Source organism: Pseudoalteromonas sp. NSLLW24, from assembly GCF_015864725.1.
Lineage (GTDB): Bacteria > Pseudomonadota > Gammaproteobacteria > Enterobacterales > Alteromonadaceae > Pseudoalteromonas > Pseudoalteromonas arctica.
This window is the reverse complement of record NZ_JADYWQ010000006.1, coordinates 33580-48074: the sequence shown is the minus strand read 5'-3', so window position 1 is coordinate 48074 and position 14495 is coordinate 33580. Positions and strand designations below refer to the sequence as shown.

At 40.6% G+C, this 14495-nt stretch carries 12 protein-coding genes; 5 read left to right on the top strand and 7 right to left on the bottom strand.

The annotated features are described in order from the left end of the window. Positions 1-504: 504 nt before the first annotated feature. Together I6E72_RS07940 and I6E72_RS07935 are read left to right on the top strand one after the other, a co-directional pair. Positions 505-2433 (top strand): RecQ family ATP-dependent DNA helicase, encoded by a 1929-nt coding sequence (locus I6E72_RS07940; RefSeq protein WP_197111754.1) that lies wholly within the window; start codon positions 505-507, stop codon positions 2431-2433. Between the two features lie 45 nt (positions 2434-2478). Beyond that, entirely contained in the window at positions 2479-2787 is a 309-nt protein-coding gene (locus I6E72_RS07935; protein WP_010554993.1) for a YkgJ family cysteine cluster protein, read from the top strand. Between the two features lie 71 nt (positions 2788-2858). Here I6E72_RS07935 and I6E72_RS07930 read toward each other — a convergent pair whose 3' ends face one another. From I6E72_RS07930 to I6E72_RS07915, 4 genes are all read right to left on the bottom strand, one after another. Further along, a complete protein-coding gene (locus I6E72_RS07930) occupies positions 2859-4478 on the bottom strand; it encodes a methyl-accepting chemotaxis protein (protein ID WP_197111753.1) in 1620 nt (539 codons plus the stop codon). A 213-nt stretch (positions 4479-4691) separates the two neighbouring features. Continuing rightward, on the bottom strand, positions 4692-5309 hold the full coding sequence (locus tag I6E72_RS07925) for a glutathione S-transferase family protein (protein WP_010554991.1): 618 nt from the start codon (positions 5307-5309) through the stop codon (positions 4692-4694). A gap of 50 nt (positions 5310-5359) precedes the next feature. After that, positions 5360-6388, bottom strand: a complete 1029-nt coding sequence (locus I6E72_RS07920; RefSeq protein ID WP_007377416.1) for an NADP-dependent oxidoreductase — start codon at positions 6386-6388, stop codon at positions 5360-5362. 181 nt (positions 6389-6569) lie between these two features. Continuing rightward, entirely contained in the window at positions 6570-7070 is a 501-nt protein-coding gene (locus I6E72_RS07915) for a GNAT family N-acetyltransferase (RefSeq protein WP_197111752.1), read from the bottom strand. 149 nt (positions 7071-7219) lie between these two features. On the opposite strand from I6E72_RS07915, the gene I6E72_RS07910 reads away from it, so the two are divergent. After that, positions 7220-8425, top strand: coding sequence for an anhydro-N-acetylmuramic acid kinase (locus I6E72_RS07910; RefSeq protein WP_197111751.1), 1206 nt, complete (start codon positions 7220-7222; stop codon positions 8423-8425). A 37-nt stretch (positions 8426-8462) separates the two neighbouring features. On the opposite strand, the gene I6E72_RS07905 is transcribed toward I6E72_RS07910, so the two are convergent. From I6E72_RS07905 to I6E72_RS07895, 3 genes are all read right to left on the bottom strand, one after another. Next, the gene (locus I6E72_RS07905; RefSeq protein ID WP_197103418.1) at positions 8463-8948 is read right to left on the bottom strand and encodes a hypothetical protein; all 486 of its coding nucleotides are present in this window, start codon (positions 8946-8948) and stop codon (positions 8463-8465) included. Between the two features lie 412 nt (positions 8949-9360). After that, positions 9361-10488, bottom strand: coding sequence for a zinc-binding dehydrogenase (locus tag I6E72_RS07900; RefSeq protein ID WP_197111749.1), 1128 nt, complete (start codon positions 10486-10488; stop codon positions 9361-9363). A gap of 107 nt (positions 10489-10595) precedes the next feature. Beyond that, positions 10596-11273 carry a glutathione S-transferase family protein gene (locus I6E72_RS07895; protein ID WP_197111747.1) on the bottom strand — a complete coding sequence of 226 codons (678 nt, stop codon included), beginning with the start codon at positions 11271-11273 and terminating at the stop codon, positions 10596-10598. A gap of 174 nt (positions 11274-11447) precedes the next feature. Between I6E72_RS07895 and I6E72_RS07890 the strand changes: the two genes are divergently transcribed. Both I6E72_RS07890 and I6E72_RS07885 read left to right on the top strand, forming a co-directional pair. After that, the gene (locus tag I6E72_RS07890) at positions 11448-12374 is read left to right on the top strand and encodes a LysR family transcriptional regulator (RefSeq protein WP_197111745.1); all 927 of its coding nucleotides are present in this window, start codon (positions 11448-11450) and stop codon (positions 12372-12374) included. 159 nt (positions 12375-12533) lie between these two features. Then, positions 12534-14492 carry a hypothetical protein gene (locus I6E72_RS07885; RefSeq protein WP_197111743.1) on the top strand — a complete coding sequence of 653 codons (1959 nt, stop codon included), beginning with the start codon at positions 12534-12536 and terminating at the stop codon, positions 14490-14492. The last annotated feature ends 3 nt before the right edge of the window (positions 14493-14495 follow it).

The window sequence follows — 14495 nt, the reverse complement described above, 5'->3', positions numbered from 1 at the left end:
TTAAAAATAATATACCCAAGTGATCTGTATTTTTTATTAGTTTTTTAAGGTGACTTGGGTATCAATAAATTATTTTGGCAACAAGTAGTTACTACTCATTTTATGGGTGCCTAGTTTGCGCCTAAATAAAACCGATGTCAGCAATAAATAATGTTATTTGTTGTATACTTATACCCAAACCGTCTCAATATGCAGAATTCAGCGTTTCACAGGGGCTTAATATCAAGGCGTTACTTTGCAAGAATGGCAGCCCCCTTTTAAGAAGTAACAACGATGAGAGTAAGTGCCTGTGAAACGCCCAATGGGTTGGTTTAAAAGCGATTTATACTGCGTTATTGATTTTAACAATAGAACCACTATTATTTGCAATCAATGCCTTGCCTAAATCGCTTTTAACTCCAACTGAAACTCTCATCTTGAGATGGTTTGGGTATACATGCAAATATTTCATCTACACCGCATTTTTATAAGCATGACTATTGTTTAGCCATCAAAAGGACATTTATGACCACGCCACTAATTCAATCACTTGAGCAGCACTTTGGTTTTAGCCAATTTAGAACAGGGCAACAACAAACTATAGAGCAGCTTTTAAATGGTCAATCGTCGTTGGCTATATTTCCGACCGGCTCGGGTAAATCGTTGTGCTATCAATTAACTGCGTTGCATTTACCAAATTTAACCTTAGTGGTTTCGCCTTTACTTGCATTGATGAAAGATCAAATTAGCTTTTTAAATAGCAAAGGTATTTATGCTGCCAGCCTTGATTCGAGCCAAGATCAAATGCAAAGCAGCACCGTAATGAATGATGTGCGAAATGGTAAAATTAAAGTACTAATGGTGTCGGTTGAGCGCTTTAAAAACGAGCGTTTTAGAGAGTTTATAAGCCAAGTGGCGCTTTCGATGTTAGTGGTAGACGAAGCGCACTGTATATCAGAATGGGGCCATAACTTTAGACCCGACTACCTTAAACTACCGCGTTACCGCGAAGAGCTTAATATTCCTTTAGTGTTGTTACTTACGGCAACGGCCACTAAAAAAGTAAAACGCGATATGGCAGAGCGCTTTGCTATATCGCCTGAGTGCATTGTGCAAACGGGCTTTTACCGCGCTAATTTAGATTTAAGTGTACTGAGCGTTAAAACCGCCGATAAAAACACCGAGCTTACCAACATTGTGCGTGCGCAAAGTGGCCCAGGCATTGTGTATGTAACGCTACAGCAAAGCGCCGAGCAAGTTGCTAATGTGCTAAGTGCGCAAGGTATTCATGCGGTTGCTTATCATGCAGGGCTTGAAGATACGCTACGCTGGCAAATTCAAGATGACTTTATGGGCGGTAAAATTAACGTTGTTGTGGCAACCATAGCCTTTGGTATGGGCGTTGATAAATCTGATATTCGCTTTGTTATACATTACGACTTACCAAAATCGATAGAAAACTACAGCCAAGAAATTGGCCGAGCAGGGCGCGATGGCAATCCATCAAATTGTTACACGCTTGCTAACCTAGACGGCCTAAATACGGTTGAAAACTTTGTATATGGCGACACCCCTGAGCTTAGCGGTATTGAATACGTAATTAACGATATTCGCCAAAGCCACCAGCAATGGGAAATGCAAGAATACAGCTTATCGAGTGAAAGTAATATTAGGCAACTGGCACTAAAAACCTTACTCGTACAGCTTGAAATGCAAGGCGCTATAACGCCGCAATATGCTTACTACGCCGATTTTAAATATAAATTTTTGGTTGATAAAAACGAGCTACTTGGTCATTTTGATGAGCAACGCCAAGCGTTTTTAACGCAAATATTTAGCCATACTGACTTTAAAAAAATATGGGGCACACTAAATTTTGACTCCCTTACGCAAGCAGCGCAGGTTGATCGAAAACGTGTAGTGGCTGCTCTTGATTACCTAGCCGAAAAAAACCTAATAACGCTTGAAACCAAACGTATTACTCAAGTATACAAAGTGCATGGAGAGGTTGTAAATAACCCAGAACTTGCCCAGCAACTTCACGATTACTTTACCGACAAAGAACAGGCCGAAATTAAACGTATTGCTGCACTGGTACGATTTTTTGAGCTACAAAGTTGCTTAAGCTATAACTTAGCGCGCTATTTTGACGATCAAAATGCACCTGAGCAATGTGGGCATTGTAGTGTGTGTAGAGGCCATGCGGTTAAGCTTGAATATTCTATAGAGCCTGCATATATTGACGAGCAACTTATTTATCAAAAGGTAGATGAGTTTTTAGCGCATATGGCAGGCAAGGGTAATCATAATGTGGGTATTGAAACCCAATGCCGCTTTTTAGCAGGGATGAGTGTGCCGTTATTTGCGCGTAATAAAGTGCGCCAGCTGAGTGGTTTTGCGCTGTGCGAGCAAATGCGTTACAGCGATATTAAAGCAAAACTACTAGCGCGTTAAATTAGTTACTGTATCCTAGTGGCTTATTCAAAAAAGTAAGCCACTATGCCTCATATTGTTATTCCCGTTGAAAATATTTCTACTACCCCAGAGCCCGTTACGTGTGCTAACTGCCAAGCCTGTTGTTGCCAATTAGAAGTGCGCATAGTAACCGACACCGGCGTGCCTTTTAACTACATTGAATACGATAAATGGGGCAGCGAAGTAATGAAACGCGCTGACGACGGTTGGTGCCAAGCACTCGACCGCAATACGCTTATGTGCTCTATTTACGAAAACCGCCCATTAGTTTGCCGCGAGTTTGAAATGGCGTCGGGTGAGTGTATTACCGAGCGCGATTTAGCGGGTATATAGTCCGCTATTATTAAAGTACATAAACGACAAAGGGGCTTAAAAGCCCCTTTGTTTATTGCTTACTATAAAAATTAAACTTTAAAGTAGCTAATATACTTTTTAAGTGTATTTGAAAGGTCAGCTAATGCAACGGCTTCTTGTGCGTTACTGTTAAGCGACATGCTGGTTTCTTTGGACATACTGGCAATTTCTTCAACGCCGGTACTAATTTGCGCCACGGTGGCTACTTGGTTTGATGTTGATTCAACAATTTCAAGCACGTTACTTAATGAATCGTTAGCTTGTTGCTGTATTTGATGCAGTAACTCGTTTGCTTCGTGAGTAAGCGTTAGGCCATTTTCTACTTGTGGTACTGTGGTTTCCATAGCTGTTACCGACGCTTGCGTGTTTTCTTGTACTTGCAAAATCATCTTTTCAATATCGCCAGTTGCATCACCAGTACGCTGGGCAAGTTGTCTTACCTCGTCAGCAACAACAGCAAACCCTCGGCCTGTTTCGCCTGCTCTTGCAGCTTCTATTGCTGCATTTAGTGCAAGCAAGTTTGTTTGATCAGAAATACTGCGGATCACACTTAAAATATCGCCAATGTGTTTTACATGTTCTTGCAGCACGTTTACTTGGGTAACTGTGGCTTTTACGGTTACTGAAATTTGCTCAATTTCGGCCGCTACTTTTTGCACTGCAATACTACCTTGCTGCGATAATTGCGCGGTTATTTTTGAGTTATCTTCTGTTTGCCTAACTGAGTCGGCTACAGCATGGATACTACGGCTCATTTCTTCTAGGCTGCTTACTGCCGAGTTTGTATAAGTTACTTGTGCGTCAGCGGCACTAAGTGCTTGCTGCGAGCCAGACGCTACGCTTGCAGAGTGCGTAGAAAGCTCTTCAGATGAGTTAATAATGCTATCTACAATGGTTTTTAATTTAGATTGCATCACCCCTACAGAAGCCATCATGCTATTTGGGCAACACGACTGTACATCACCTCTTAAGTCGCCTTGCGCAATAAGGGCAATTACTTCAGCGGCTTCTTGTGGTTCGCCACCTACTGAATTTCTGATCAGTTGGCTAATAACATACGCAACGCTTATACCTATTAAAAAGGCAAATGCGGTGAGCGAAATCATCCAAATTTTAAACGAGCTGGCAATATCTAGAGTATCGATAGTGGTGGTTTGATTTGCTTGCTCTTGTAGGTTTATAAATTGGTTTATAACATTTAGCCACTGGGTAAACGCAGGGCGCGCATCGGTTAATAAAATACGTTCAGCTTCGTTTAGGTTTCCTGCATTTTTAGCGTTTATAACACTTTGAATAAAAGGCTGAGTGCGCTGCTCTATTTGATTTATTTTATTAATTAAAGCGCGTTCTTCACTATTCATATTACCCATTAGCTCGGCCATAGACCGGCTTGACGTTTGGTAAAATGCGTTTAGCTCTTTTATGCTCTTTAACACGGAGCTTAAACTGCTTTGATCGGTAATTAGCACTACATCGCGCACGGCTATTGCTCTGTCGTGTACGCTGCCTCTAAAGTTAATTGCGTAACGTTGCTTTACCGAATTTACGTCGGTCATGTGGGTAATGTTATTATTAATGAGGCTAACGCGCGAAATGCCAATAATGGTTAAAATAAGCATCATTGATAAAATTACGCCAAAACCGGTCGTTAAACGCATGTTTATGGTCATGGTTGATCCCAAGTGTGAGTCAATACGCGCAAGAGCAGCTTGTATTATTAGTGATTATTCTAAAACAATAGCAGCATTATGCCTTATTAATTAAAGTTTTATTAGCAATAAGGGATTGTTTGTTAATTTAGTTTACAAGCGTAACTTTAATAAGGAGTGTTTTTCAGGCATTAAAAAAGGGGCTAAATGCCCCTTAATGTTATATAAAAGTAGTTAGTCGTACTTTGCTTCTAGCTCATTAGCTGTATGAAACTTCTCATGGCTTTGTAATTGCTCGTCGTATTTAACGAGGTTTTTAAAGTGCGCTAGTTGACCTGAGTTTTTAACTATTTCAACAATAAACGACATCATAAAGTCAGCGCCCGTTAGGGTATCGCCCACTAAATAACGTTTACCTTCAAGGCGGTCGTTAAAGTAGCTAATTACTTTAGCTGTTTCAGCGTCAGCATAGCCTTCTAAAAACTGCGTTTTAGCGCCGTCTTTTAGTACAAACATTTTAAGTAAAAGCGGTAAAATTGCTGAGCTTTCTGCAAAGTGCAGCCATTGCTGGTAGTCAACATATTCAGCGGTATCTACTTTTGGTGCAAATTTACCGTTGCCGTATTTAGTAATAAGGTAATCGGTAATAGCGCCTGATTCAGCAATAATTAAACCGCCATCTTCAATTACCGGTGACTTACCAAGTTGATGAATATGCTTTAGTTCGTCAGGAGCTAGGAAGGTGTCTTTATTACGCTGATAAGCCACAATTTCGTAGTCAACATTTAGCTCTTCTAAAAGCCAAATTACGCGTTTAGAACGTGATTTATTTAAATGGTGTAGTTTGATCATGTCAGTCCTTTTTTGGCTTGTAAGGACTTGGCCTTACAAGCCGTTTAAAATTAAAGTGGGTTATTAATTTTAACCACAGTTTTACCAAAGTTTTTACCGCATATCATGTCGTTGAACGCGCCTACTGTATTTTCGATGCCTTCTACCATGTGCTCACGGTATTGAATTTTTCCGTCTTGCAGCCATTTTTGCATGTCTTGTGCAAACTCGTCGTAACGGTCGCCGTAATCATCAAAAATGATAAAGCCTTGCATTTTAATACGCTTAGTAAGCAATTGACCCATTAGCATACCTAAACGGTCTGGGCCTTCTGGCAAGCTAGTAGCGTTATATTGCGATACTAAACCACACAATGGTACGCGTGCTGCGGTATTTAATAGTGGTAATACGGCGTCGAATACTTTACCGCCCACATTTTCGTAGTAAACATCAATGCCTTTATCGCAGGCTTTTTCTAACTGCTCTGCAAAGTCATCAGCTTTGTGATCAATACAGGCATCAAACCCTAGTTTTTCAACTGCGTGTGCACATTTTTCGCTACCACCAGCAACACCCACTACTTTACAGCCTTTAATTTTAGCTATTTGACCAACCGTTGCACCTACTGGGCCTGTTGCTGCTGCAACAACTACGGTTTCGCCTTCTTTAGGCTGGCCAATATCAAGTAAACCCATGTAAGCAGTAAAGCCAGGCATACCCATAATACCTAATGCGTATGAAGGGTTTGCAGGCTCTTTACCTAACTGCATTAAGCCTTCACCATCGGTAATGGCGTAGTCTTGCCAACCTGTGTAGGCAAGTACCCATTCACCGATCCTAAACTTATCGTTTTTAGACTCTTCTACTTGGCACACTGTTGCGCCAACCATTACATCGCCAATATTAACTGGGTCAGCGTACGACTTAGCATCACTCATACGACCACGCATATACGGGTCTAGTGATAGGTAAATAGTACGTAGTAAAACTTCGCCGTCTTTTAATGCAGGAAGCTCTACCGTTTTTAATTTAAAGTTTTCATCTGTTGGAGCGCCATTAGGGCGTGATTCAAGAGTAAGTTGGCGACTAGTCGTAGACATATAAGATCTCCTATTAATATAAATAAACTACTTACCGAATGTTTACGCTTTAAAAATCGTGTTCAGCTAAACAATAATGCGCGGCTAAGCAGTATGAATATGTACAATGCGTACCTTAATAAAGGAGTTTTGGGCGGGTGGTTGATAATTCAAGCTTTGCAGAGTATTTATTCTAAATGGTTTATTTTAGCTTGCTAAAAATATGGCTATTGTAAAACACCCCGTTTTTATAAATGGCCTGTTTAAGCACAACCTCTTGCTCAAAGCCACTTTTAATAAGTGCTTTCATAGAGCCGGTATTACCAGCAAACACAGCGCCAAAAATTCTGTTTATGTGTGAGTTTGCAAACGCTTCATTGCATATAAGTTCAATAGCGCGAGTAATAATGCCTTGCCCCCAATAGGCTTTATTTAGCCAATAACCAATTTCGCCACTGTGGCTGTATTCAAATTCGCCGGGAGTTATGCCAATACAGCCGGCAAATTGCCCATTAACCTCAATGGCCTTAGCCGTTGCGTCAATTACGCCGTTTTTTGAGCCTTGGTTTATCCACCAATCAGCATCGGCTTGCGTATACGGAAACGGAATTTTTGACGATAAATAACGCGTTACCTGTTCATCATTTAGGGTGCTAATAATAAAAGGCGCGTCTTGGGCTTTAAACTCTCTGAGGGTGATCATATTTTTTCATAAATTTTTAGTATGCACACTAACTTAACAATCATTTTAACGTTAAACAATCAGAACCTAAATTAAACGGTTTACGGCTATTACTTTGTTTTAAAGTCCTCTAATATAAGCAAAATATTACACCTATTTTAGATGCCATTATGCACCCTCACATTAAAGCTCTTTATAACAGCGCCCAAAAACCAAGCCGTTTAATTATTGGTTTAATGAGCGGTACTTCGTTGGACGGGCTTGATGTTGCACTGTGTAAAGTAACGGGCGCAGGCTTAAATACACACATTGAGGTTTTAAATTTTACCACTGTTGACTACAACGACGATTATAAAACTAAAATAAAGCAGGTATTTGCTAAGCGAGAATGCGATTTAGAACTTGTTACTTTATTGCACCCGTGGGTAGGTAAACTCCATGGCAATATGGTTAATCAGTGCTTACATACTTGGCAAATAAACCCGGCAAGTATTGATGTAATAGCAAGTCACGGGCAAACCATTTACCACTGCCCGCAGTCGCAGCATAACCACAAAAGCTTTACTAATGGCACCTTACAAATTGGCGATAGCGACCAAATAGCCGTTACTACGGGTATTACAACCATTGGTGATTTTAGGCAAAAACACATAGCCGCAGGGGGCGAGGGCGCACCACTTGCTGTGTATGGCGATTATTTGTATTTTTCGAGCGCTGCTGAGAGTCGGATTTTGCTAAATATGGGCGGCATTGCTAACTTAACGTTTTTACCCAAAAATGGTGATGCAAACGGCGTGTTTAGCTCCGATATTGGCCCCGGTAATACCATTATGGATGCCTACGTACAGCAACATTTTACTGGGCTACATTATGACGATGGCGCAAAAATAGCAAAAGCAGGCAAGGTAAATACACCATTACTAAATGCATTATGTAATAACGCATTTTTTAAACTTCCAATGCCTAAAACCACAGGGCCTGAGGTATTTAACTTAGCGTATTTAAACGCCGCACAGCAGCTTACAAATACTCACCATTTAAGCCATGAAGATGTAATGGCCACCTTAAATACCTTTACTGCAACCGTTATAGCAAATGCATTAAACGAGTGTGCAGAGCGCGTACAAAATTGTGTGGTGTATGCAAGTGGTGGCGGTATTCATAACCCGTTACTAATGGCGCAACTTACAGTGCTTTGCCCACGTATTAAGGCTTTTAAAAACACCGACGATTTAGGTATAAATCCCGATGCAAAAGAGGCTGTGTTATTTGCTATTTTAGCAAACGAATGCCTAGCAGGAGAGCAGCAACACCTAAGTAATACTGCACAAGGTATTGCGGGAGTTACTATGGGTAAAGTAAGTTTTGCAGACTAATAACTTGTCGCATCGCGTAATTTAAGTGCAGTCAGCACTAAAACAGCGATAAAAACGTAGAACCCATACTCGCAAAGTAGCTACGAACGCCCTGTGACTTGGTATGTTCAGTTTTTATTTGCTCAGGAATATAGCCTTGCTCAAATGCTTTAATGTACACATCGAGTTGCTGGCTTTCTTTTAAGGTCGTGTTTTTTCCGTGCAGCATCATTTGCACTACAAAACACTGGCTTTGTGTAATGTTATTTAAAGTTAGGTTTACAGTACCAGATTCAAGGTCTGCATTGCTCAGCGTTTTTTCAGTAAAATACTGCGCCCCACGCGCACTGGGCTGCGTTGCACTTAGTGAAATAACATCGCTCTCATTTGCGCCATCAGGCAACACACACTGCAGCGTAATGTTATGCGCAGCATTGGCTTTTAGCGATAGCTTTTCATATTCCATAGCGTGGCTCATCGCCGCAGACATAGAATCATCAAATGATTGCTGTGCAAATGTTAGTTGCACTAAGGGTGTACTCATCTTACTTAGTCTTCTTGAGTTTATTCATTTATCGGATAGAGATTATCGCGGATCAAAGTTACAGATTTATGACTAATTGCATTAATTAGTATAATTATTGAGTAGTTTGATCAAAGAGGATCTTTGTTGAAGTTTTATAATGCTAGAAGGTGATTCCAGGTGATATTTCTAAAGATACGTTCTTAAATGCGTTAAGTAATTTAGATATTCATTTATACCAGAATTTCATTGATGGCTTGAGTGTATTAAAAATTATAAATTCAATAACAATTAGCGAGCCTATTGCGCATTCATTATATTTTTAAGTTTTTATTACGACAAAAAAGCAGATACCTAATTAGCATCTGCTTTTTAATTGTAAAACCACAGTGCTAAGCGCTGTGCTTTTTAATTTTTAACGAAGAATATTTAATTAAGCTTGAGGTTTAATTAAGTACTTCTCGCCTGTAGCTTGTTTAGAATAAGCGGCAATTGATTGTAAATGTAATACCTCAGCTAATGACACTTCGTGCGTGTAGTTGCTCGCAAAAGTAGTAGTGATTTCATTAGCAACGCGTTTGCGCATTTTCATTACTGTATCTGTGCCTAATTTACCTAAAGCATTAAATAACAAGAACCCGTTTACAGCCCAAGCAAAGCCAAAGTTACGATTAAGTGTAATAGGGCCTCGATCTAGCGCGCCATAAATATACACTTGTTTAAATGTATCAGAGCCATAAATTGTGTGCTCTTTCATATCGCGAGCAGCTGCAACTTCCATGCAGTTAAGTATGTCACTTGTTAGCTGGCCGCCACCAATAGGATCAAACGCGATAGTTGCACCGGTTTCGATTATTGCAGCTGTTAGGTCAGCAAGAAAAGAGTCCTTGCTTGAGTTAACAATATATTTTGCACCCATATCGCGCAGTAATTTTTCTTGTTCTGGTTTGCGAACTATATTAATTAAATCAATGCCATCGGCAATACAAATACGGTTTAGCATTTGGCCAAGGTTAGAGGCCGCTGCGGCATGAATAATGGCTTTATGGCCTTCAGCGCGCATGGTTTCTACCATTGCTAGTGCGGTAAGTGGGTTAACAAAAGATGATGCACCTTCTTTAGCGGTAGTCCCTTCTTTTAACTCTAGGCAACTTTGTACATTGGCACATATAAATTGACGATACGTACCGCCGCCAATTACTGCAACGGTTTTACCCATTAATGCTTGTGCGGCTGGTGATGAGCCTGCTGCTACTACGGTGCCCGCGCCTTCATTACCTACTGGTGTTGCTTTACCTACACGGGTTTTAAGTGATGGCATAAATTGCGCTGGAACATCGGCAGTAATTACTGGGTCTTCATCAGTACCCGATTGCTTTGCAGTAGACATACCAGCTGCGCTGAATAAAACGCCTAAGTCTGATGGGTTCAATGGTGCAGCTTCAATGCGAATAACCACTTCATCGGCACTTGGTTTTGGCATCTCGATGTTTTTTAAGGCAAGTGTTAGTTTATTGTCTTCGCTGATAGTTGAAGTAAGTTGGATATTTTTATCTGTCATAGGTGTCTCCTGCAAAGAATTAAATTTGTTAAGCCAATCACATTATTGTATTGGCGATACTGAGTTAGTAATTGAAATTTAGAATAGATTACTTTTATAGCTACGCTTTATTTAGCGTTTGCTGCTTGAATTTGCGCTTTCACTTTTTGCATAAATTCAGCCATATTCGCTTGGCGATCGGCCTCTATACTTTGGGTAATAGCTAATTGGCTCATTGATTCGTTCCACTCTTTCATGCCGGGTACTTGTTCAAGTACATCCCAATCAAGCTGGCTTGAGCCAAAGGCGCTAACTATGGTGTTTACGTAATAAACGTAAATGTCTGCCATGGTAAATTGCTCGCCTGCAATCCAAGGCGAAAACTTACACACGCTACTCAAGGCGGTTACGCCACGCGTTAATACTTGGCGTACTTCGGCTTTAGTTGTTTCAGGTACTTCAGCGCCTGAAAATACATAAGGGATGAATCGTCTGCTTGGCAGTTCAAAATAAAGCTCTGCCATTTTCATAATTTGACGTACAACTGCGCGCTCACCTGCATCTTCAGGATATAGCGGGGTTTGTGGGTACGACTCTTCTAAAAAGTCGCAAATAACACTCGACTCTGAAATATTAAGCCCGTTAGCTGTTGTGATTGCAGGCACTTTGCCTGCAGGGCTGATTGCTAGTAACTCTTCACTACCGCCGTAAACAAGGTGTTCTTTAAATGGCAGTTGTTTGTGTAAAAGTACATGTTTAACTAGGTTGTAATAGTTGCTAGCAGCAAAACCGTGCAAAGTAATCATAAGTCAGCTTTCCATCATTAAGTGAAGGTGTTTAATTGCCAAAAAATGCAATTTAAGTCCCTGTCTTTAGGTTGAGTACATTATTACTTGTTTTAATTTGCTTATATATAGGGGAAAATGCGAATCACTTTTGTCTTTAAGACAATAAAGCATTTTATGTAATGGAGAAGCGACTTGGATCAACTAAAAGCCATACGGTATTTTATTAAGGTGGTTGAAACGGGCAGTTTTACCAAAGCCGCCAAAGCATTTGATGTGCCGCCCTCGTCGTTGTCGAGGCGAGTTGCTGATTTAGAAAAAAGCCTAGGGGCGACGCTTTTAAAGCGTTCTACCCGCATAGTTAAATTGACCGAAGTTGGGCAAATTTACTATAACGATGTTCAGCAAATATTAAATCAGCTAGAGCAAAGCCACGAAACTGTGCGCAGTTATCAAACAACACCAATGGGGCGATTATGTATAAGCTCAATGGTGAGTTTTGGTGACAAAATATTACTGCCACTGCTTGATGAATTTAGCGCGCTATACCCCGAAATTATATTAGATGTTAGCTTAAGTGATGAGCTGTCGACACTTGGGCGTGACGATGTTGATATTGCTATTCGCGGTGGCTATGCGCCAAATGAGCGCGTGTTGGCAATAAAACTGATGGATAACGGCTTTATTCCTGTTGCGTCACCCTGCTATTTACAAAAATACGGTATGCCCACTAATGTTATGGAATTAAAGGGCCACAGTGGCCTTTATTTTAAAACGCCAGCGGGACCAACGCCTTGGTTATGTAAAGTGGATGAGCAATGGCACGACGTTTCTGGGCCTGCGGTCGCTATTTCAAATAACGGATCGTGGCTAGCTAAAAAAGCATGTAATGGTGAGGGCATTTTAATGTCAACTCGGTGGGCGCTCGACTCATACCTTGAGTCTGGCCAGTTGCAAGAGCTTAAGTTTGAGCATGAATTAGCGATAAGCCAAAATGCGACTATGGCGGTTTATTTGTTGTATCAAAAGCAGCGTTATTTAGTACCAAAGGTAAAAGCGGCGGTCGACTTTTTAGTAAAAAGAATTAAAGAAACAGATGGAAGTGTTAAGCGAATAGAATAGTGAATTGTCGGATGGCGTTGTGCTTATCCGACCTACACTTATCCGATTTATTAATGGGTTGTTTGTATAAATAATAGGTAAAAAACGTCTCCTTAAGCTAAAGCTTTTAATGCTGCGACCGATACATTACTTAATAGGGTTTAGCGATTAAGGATAATCATGGTTAATAATGTACTTGGCAGCCAGTCTAATTTAAGCACTTTACTTGCCCAATCAGTTAATAACGCTAACCAAACCTCTGTGAGTCCTTCACTACTAACCGGTAGCGACCTTCAAGCTATTAATGATTTACAAACTAACGCCCCCAAAATATCCGATGAATTATTAAGCCAGCTAAATAACGAAACTATTGACGAAGCACTAGCCAGTAATCAAAAAGCAGGGGACGTGTTAAAGCAGCAACTTACCTCGTTATTTACTATTTCAAGCACGCTTAACTATAAACTCTCCGATGAAGAACTCGCCCTGCGCACCGTAATAAGTTCTCAGCATGAGGGGTTATTAAAAAACGAAAACAGTACCCAATTAATTGAGCGATTAAATACGTCGGTTAAAAATATTCAGGGTGCTTATGCTAATACCAGCGATATTTTATCGAGTTTAGGTCAGCTTGGACATGAGCAAAAAACGTTTTTAGCCTCAAGCCAGCAACGTGTAGAGCGCTCACTTAATCCATATATGGAAAGCCTTAATCGCGCAAAATACGAGGATGACGATAACTACCTGTTTGAGCTCTCGGTAAAAACCAAAGAGGGCGATGTTATAAACATTACCTTTAACTCATCGCAAGGGTACGATGAAAACACAGGCGAAGCCGTTGATGGCTTTAGTTTAAGTTACGAAGTAAATGGCGATTTATCTGAGGCTGAGCATAAAGCACTTACGCAGGTGCTCAGTGGTGTTGGCGAAATGGCCGATGAATTTTTTAAAGTGAGTGAAAACTCATTTAATCCTCTTATAGTGCCAAACCAAACAGACATGAGTTTAGATTTTTTAGCAGGGTTTAATAGTGAGCAGCTAACAGGCTTTGATGTGTCGTTTTCAACAACGCAAAATAAAGATCTTGATTCGAAAGAGAACACGCTTGATTTAAGTTACTCCATTGATGAAGCATCAAACCAGCAAGCACTTGTGTTTAAAGCCGCAGGTGGGCAAAACGACATTGATTTTGCACTTGATATGTCAACCATTGGCGCTAAAGACACGCAGCAAATGCAGCAGTATTTAGCGTCGCTCGATCAAAGCCTAGAAGATAGCCGAGTAAACAGCACCCAGGACGATAAAGAGTCGGCATTTGGGCGCAAAGGCGATGAGGCAATGCAGCAAGGTTTTGCATTATTTAAAGGCGCTTTTGCGAGTATGTCGTCAGCGGCTGAGCGTTATAGCAATTTGGAGTCGCTTGCAGATCAGCACTTTAATGACGGGCGCGCTATGGTAGCCGATTTAGTTGATAACATGATTACAAACGATAGCCGTTACCAAGGGCTAGGTAATAAAGCGCCGAATACATTAGGAGCGGGTATTTCTAAGCTCGCTGATTTTGATGCTACATTTTCTTATGCGCTGGATAACGGCGACTATCAGCCTAAAAGTACCATTGAACTAAGCCAAGCGACTGATCAAAGCCAATTAGGGGATCTTAGCGGTGTAACGCAAAGTAAAAATGTAAGTAGCCACTTTGATTATCAATATAGTCGCCCTGATTACTACAACAAAGAAGAGAGTTATAACGTAAACACCGCCGTTAAAAATAAAGAGCTTGTGGGGCTTGATCAGTCTCACGAGGTTGATGTTGATACAAAAATGTTTGAGTTTAATCCGCAAACTAATCAATACGAGCTGCACATGGCGATGCAAGAGCAAACAGTTAGTAAAAGCGACATTCGCTTAATTGACGATATTTGGCTTGAAGAAAACGAAAACAGCTACAACATGAACAAAAAAGAGCGTGTTGAGAGCGACGAAAAACAAGATGAGTTTAAAAAAACAAGCAGCCATTCTCATAATAAACTAGTTACCTTGATTGGTGATTTAGACAAGCTAGCTGGGAATAAAGACGTAAGGCGAGAATATTTAACTAACTTATCGCAAGTTAACTTTTTTATGGATAAAAAGTAACGG

Excerpts from the sequence above, each read along its gene's own strand:
- I6E72_RS07900 (WP_197111749.1), bottom strand. The coding sequence starts at position 10,488 with ATGACAGATAAAAATATCCAACTTACTTCAACTATCAGCGAAGACAAT.
- I6E72_RS07885 (WP_197111743.1), top strand. The coding sequence starts at position 12,534 with ATGGTTAATAATGTACTTGGCAGCCAGTCTAATTTAAGCACTTTACTT.
- I6E72_RS07905 (WP_197103418.1), bottom strand. The coding sequence starts at position 8,948 with ATGAGTACACCCTTAGTGCAACTAACATTTGCACAGCAATCATTTGAT.
- I6E72_RS07930 (WP_197111753.1), bottom strand. The coding sequence starts at position 4,478 with ATGACCATAAACATGCGTTTAACGACCGGTTTTGGCGTAATTTTATCA.
- I6E72_RS07935 (WP_010554993.1), top strand. The coding sequence starts at position 2,479 with ATGCCTCATATTGTTATTCCCGTTGAAAATATTTCTACTACCCCAGAG.
- I6E72_RS07940 (WP_197111754.1), top strand. The coding sequence starts at position 505 with ATGACCACGCCACTAATTCAATCACTTGAGCAGCACTTTGGTTTTAGC.
- I6E72_RS07925 (WP_010554991.1), bottom strand. The coding sequence starts at position 5,309 with ATGATCAAACTACACCATTTAAATAAATCACGTTCTAAACGCGTAATT.
- I6E72_RS07910 (WP_197111751.1), top strand. The coding sequence starts at position 7,220 with ATGCACCCTCACATTAAAGCTCTTTATAACAGCGCCCAAAAACCAAGC.
- I6E72_RS07915 (WP_197111752.1), bottom strand. The coding sequence starts at position 7,070 with ATGATCACCCTCAGAGAGTTTAAAGCCCAAGACGCGCCTTTTATTATT.
- I6E72_RS07895 (WP_197111747.1), bottom strand. The coding sequence starts at position 11,273 with ATGATTACTTTGCACGGTTTTGCTGCTAGCAACTATTACAACCTAGTT.
- I6E72_RS07920 (WP_007377416.1), bottom strand. The coding sequence starts at position 6,388 with ATGTCTACGACTAGTCGCCAACTTACTCTTGAATCACGCCCTAATGGC.